Annotated in this window: 4 protein-coding genes; all 4 read left to right on the top strand. The window is 65.4% G+C overall.

The window, feature by feature from the left end; all coding sequences use genetic code 11:
- Positions 1–1,226 precede the first annotated feature (1,226 nt).
- From G4L39_RS00035 to G4L39_RS00020, 4 genes are read left to right on the top strand one after another with little or no spacing between them, the layout of a single operon-like run.
- The gene (locus G4L39_RS00035; RefSeq protein ID WP_240893694.1) at positions 1,227–1,889 is read left to right on the top strand and encodes a peptidylprolyl isomerase; all 663 of its coding nucleotides are present in this window, start codon (positions 1,227–1,229) and stop codon (positions 1,887–1,889) included.
- A 59-nt stretch (positions 1,890–1,948) separates the two neighbouring features.
- Positions 1,949–2,449 carry a peptidylprolyl isomerase gene (locus tag G4L39_RS00030; protein ID WP_165104979.1) on the top strand — a complete coding sequence of 167 codons (501 nt, stop codon included), beginning with the start codon at positions 1,949–1,951 and terminating at the stop codon, positions 2,447–2,449.
- Positions 2,450–2,476: 27 nt separating this feature from the next.
- Positions 2,477–2,704, top strand: a complete 228-nt coding sequence (locus G4L39_RS00025; protein ID WP_165104977.1) for a hypothetical protein — start codon at positions 2,477–2,479, stop codon at positions 2,702–2,704.
- 57 nt (positions 2,705–2,761) lie between these two features.
- The gene (locus tag G4L39_RS00020; protein ID WP_165104976.1) at positions 2,762–3,403 is read left to right on the top strand and encodes an NUDIX hydrolase; all 642 of its coding nucleotides are present in this window, start codon (positions 2,762–2,764) and stop codon (positions 3,401–3,403) included.
- The last annotated feature ends 635 nt before the right edge of the window (positions 3,404–4,038 follow it).

Here is a 4,038-nt window from a genome sequence, read left to right as displayed (position 1 = left end):
GGCACCAGTGGCAAGCGCGCTGGTGGCGGGCCGTGGCGGCGGAAGCGGCGGTGCCCTCCGGCTAAACTGGAGTCGCGGCCCGAACCCCGCGCGCGCCGACCGCCCCTGGCGGCCAGGGCGGAGCGTTCCCGCATCTGGGAAAAAGACCACCCTGGCACGGCCCTCCGGCCCTTCCGGCGCCCGGACGACCCCTCCCCGATGAGCCCCAGAGCCCTCCCAGATCTCGTTTAGAGACTCCTCCGATTCGAAACCACCCTTTGACACGCCGCCCCCACCGCTGGCTAAGGATTCAGGAGGATTACGATGGTACCGTTTACCAGTTGCCGATCTTTCATGTCTGCTGGCAGGATAAGGATGACAAAGCGGAAGGTGACGAGCTGCCGGATATACCGGTGACGTTCGATATCTCAGGTATCAGAAAGAACGTTGCGAGATACTTCAATGCGTCGCGTCATACTCCTCGCGAACCCCTGCCCCCAAACTATTTTCGGATGCTGGGGTTACCGGATAATTACCTTGAGATGATTGATGACCGCACCCGACTCCGTCTGGGCCTGCCGCCCCGGGGACAATCGGCTGGTCCACCGTGAGCTCGGGCGTGGAGGGGTGAACCGCCGGTGGCGTGCACTGGGCCAACCACGCGGGCGCACCAACGACGACGCGGGTGCCGCAAAAGGGAGAGCGCCGGCTTTTCGGCTGGGGCAAGGATGGTTTCATCGGTTTGGGTGGTGTTGGAACGAGGCAGGAGACCGGTGGCTGTACCGTCTGGACACGGATTGGTGGCGCGGTCGGAGGCCGCTGGTTCCACGCCAAGGCTGCTCTTGATCATGCAATAAACTGGCAGGCGCCTCGACGTGGTTGTGCTTCAACTTATGGATTGCCACGAACCTGCGGCTTACCTTTTACCGGCTGGTACAGCGTTGTTGCGAGGTGGAGCCGGAGGCCAGGCCGGCTTCGGCCGAGGAATTGCAGCGGGAGTTGGAGCACCTGCCGAAGGATTGATCCCGCCGGGGTTGCGGGGTCGGTTTCCGGGTGGGTGTTTGTCGATCCATGAAAGGTAATGGCCCGGGGCGTGTCCGGGACCGGGTCCCTCGAGGTGCCGCGCGGGCGCCCGGGACCTGGTGCACATCGGCCCGACAGAGTTCCGAGCTGGAACGGACCCGGCCGATGCCGGAGTTCATTCGGGACGTGACAAGCGCGGCAGGGAGGGGGAAGATTGGGGTGGTATGAGACTGGCGTCGTGTTTGCATGAGATCCGGGGCGTGAGTTGCCTGGTGTTGATGGCAGGTCTGCTGGTGCAGGGTACGGCCCTGGGACAGGCGGGGGCCGCAGCGTCCCTGACACCGACCAACCAGCCGGCTGGCGGGGCTTCGGCCAAGGGCGCCGCCGAGTCCGAGGTGGCGGTGATCGAGACCAGCGAGGGGACCATGGTTCTGGAGTTCTGGCCGGATGTGGCGCCCCGCACGGTCGAGAATTTCAAGAAACTGGCCCGGCAGGGTTTCTATGACGGCACCTGTTTTCACCGGGTGATCAAGGGTTTCATGATCCAGGGGGGTGACCCGCTGACAAAGGACGAGTCTCAGAAAGCGCGGTGGGGCACGGGCGGCCCCGGCTATACCATCAAGGCCGAGTTCAATTCCCGCAAGCACGAGCGCGGCGTGGTTTCCATGGCGCGGCGAAGCGATCCCGACTCGGCCGGCAGCCAGTTCTTCATCTGCCACGGTGATGCTCCCCACCTGGATGGCCGGTACACGGCCTTTGGCCGGTTGATCAAGGGTGAGGAGGTCCTGGACCGCATCGCCAACACGCCCACCGACGCCCAGGACCGCCCGTTGAACCGTGTCACTGTGAAGACGATCCGGATCGTCCCCGCCTCGCAGGCCCCGTGAGCGCGGCCGGGTGCGGTCGGTACGACCCAGAACCAACAACCCAGAACCGGGAGGCAAACATGGCGGAGGAATTGGCGGTCATTCAAACCAGCGAAGGCACCATGGTGTTGGAACTGTGGCCCGAGGTGGCGCCGCGGCACGTGGAGAATTTCAAGAAGCTGGCCCGGGAAGGCTTTTACGACGGGACCTGCTTTCACCGGGTCATTGCCGGGTTTGTGATCCAGGGTGGTGACCCGCTGACCCGGGATGAATCGCAAAAAGCCCGCTGGGGCACGGGCGGACCGGCCTACCGGGTTCCGGCCGAGTTCAACGACCGTCCCCATGTGCGCGGTGTGTTGTCCATGGCCCGCGCGCAGGATCCCGACTCGGCCGGCAGCCAGTTCTTCATCTGCCATGGCGACGCACGTTTTCTGGATGGCAAGTACACCGCCTTCGGCCGCCTGGTGGAGGGTGAGGATGTGCTGGACCGCATCGCCCGGACACCCACGGACGAACGGGATTGCCCCATTCGGCGCATCCACGTGGAAAGCATCCGTATCGTACCGGCCGAGGCCCGCTGAGCCGGGTACCGGCCGGCCCCCGCACTCATGACCGGGTCTGATGCTGAGGCCGAGCTGGCTGCGGTGGCGCGACTGTTGGAGAGCCTGGGTTGCCCGGCGGACCGATCGTTGGAGATGAGCCGTCATGTGTTGCGCCGGGCCGAGCAACTGGCGCGGGCCAAGGGCCGGTCCAGGGAGGAAGCACTGGCCCACCTGCTGCGGTTGTTTGCCCGGGCCCGTTCGGACGGATCCGACGCCGGGCGCCCGGGCGTTTGAACCGGTCGGGCCGGGCTGCACCGGGCTCACGAACTGGCACACGGCCTTGAATCCACCATGATTCGACCCTGGACAAGACTGCAGAGCATCCCGCTGGGCGACTTCAAGGTGTTTCGCCTGCGCAAGGACCTGAAGCGTTCGCCTCGAACCGGCCGGACCCACGAATTCTACGTGATGGACTCGGTGGACTGGGTGAACGTGGTGGCGTTGACCCCGGACCGACAGGTCGTGCTGGTGGAGCAGTACCGACACGGGACGGACAGTGTGGAACTGGAAATCCCGGGTGGGCTGATGGATCCCGGCGAGACCGACCCGGTGCAGACCGCCGTGCGTGAACTGCGCGAGGAAACCGGCTACACCGGGGTGCGTGCCCGACTGATCGGCGAGGTCCTGCCCAATCCGGCCATCCAGAGCAACCGTACCTACACCGTGCTGGTGGAAGATTGCCGGTGCACCCACCCCGTTCAGTTCGATCAGGGGGAAGACATCGTCACCCGGTTGATGCCGATGGATGAGCTGCCCCGCCTGGTTGCCTCCGGACGGATCCGACACTGCGTGGTGGTGGCCGCCCTCTATCACTTCGACCTCTGGCAGCGGGGACTGAAACCGACGGCGGCCGACCCCGTCCGGTCGGACGCCCAGGGGCCCGACCGATGCACCCCGACTTCCTCTTCGGAAGGTGGCTTCGGGGAGGGCTGAACCGCCCCGTTCATTCCCGCTTGGCGGGGTGAATCCGTGCACACGGACACTGGGCCGGGGACTCCGGTCTGCGGCTTGCCCGCACCGCTGGGTGGAACTACCAGGGGGCCACTGTGCCGCGTCCATGGTGCCGCGTGTCGGGTACCCTGGCGAGTTCGGTGTGGCACGCTGGATGGGATGGAACCACACGCGCAGAGGGCCAACGTGCTCATGGGTCACGCCGCTGCGGTGTTCCAGACGCCGGCTCACACGGTCTTTCAAGGGCATGTTCCCCATGACCGGCTGTGCGTACCGTGCGGGTGAACGGATACCGCCGGCGCGGCCCGGGCGAACTTCATGCCGGGTCGAGGCCGGGCTCCCGCCAGTGCCGGGCGACTTGTCATCCAAACGCCACCACGGTTCCGGGTTTGGTCGGGCGCACGTGCTGGAAACGCTGAAGCGGCATCAACCGAAGCCCCGGATGGGCCGCGGTAACCGGAATACCCCAAACCTTAGCCATCGCCTGAGGTATTGCACCGGCGGGTGAAGATTTTTTTTGGGTTCGGCGTTGAATATCCTCGCGTGCCGTGCCTCAATGAAGCATGCCGACCGTCACCAAACGCTCGCCCAGGATCCGCTTCGAGTTTGTTGCCGCT

The organism is Limisphaera ngatamarikiensis, from assembly GCF_011044775.1.
GTDB lineage: Bacteria > Verrucomicrobiota > Verrucomicrobiia > Limisphaerales > Limisphaeraceae > Limisphaera > Limisphaera ngatamarikiensis.
This window is presented reverse-complemented; position numbering and strand designations above follow the sequence as displayed.

Bases quoted from the DNA above. Each gene is read 5' to 3' on its own strand.
- G4L39_RS00030 (WP_165104979.1), top strand. From the start codon at position 1,949: ATGGCGGAGGAATTGGCGGTCATTCAAACCAGCGAAGGCACCATGGTG.
- G4L39_RS00020 (WP_165104976.1), top strand. From the start codon at position 2,762: ATGATTCGACCCTGGACAAGACTGCAGAGCATCCCGCTGGGCGACTTC.
- G4L39_RS00035 (WP_240893694.1), top strand. From the start codon at position 1,227: ATGAGACTGGCGTCGTGTTTGCATGAGATCCGGGGCGTGAGTTGCCTG.
- G4L39_RS00025 (WP_165104977.1), top strand. From the start codon at position 2,477: ATGACCGGGTCTGATGCTGAGGCCGAGCTGGCTGCGGTGGCGCGACTG.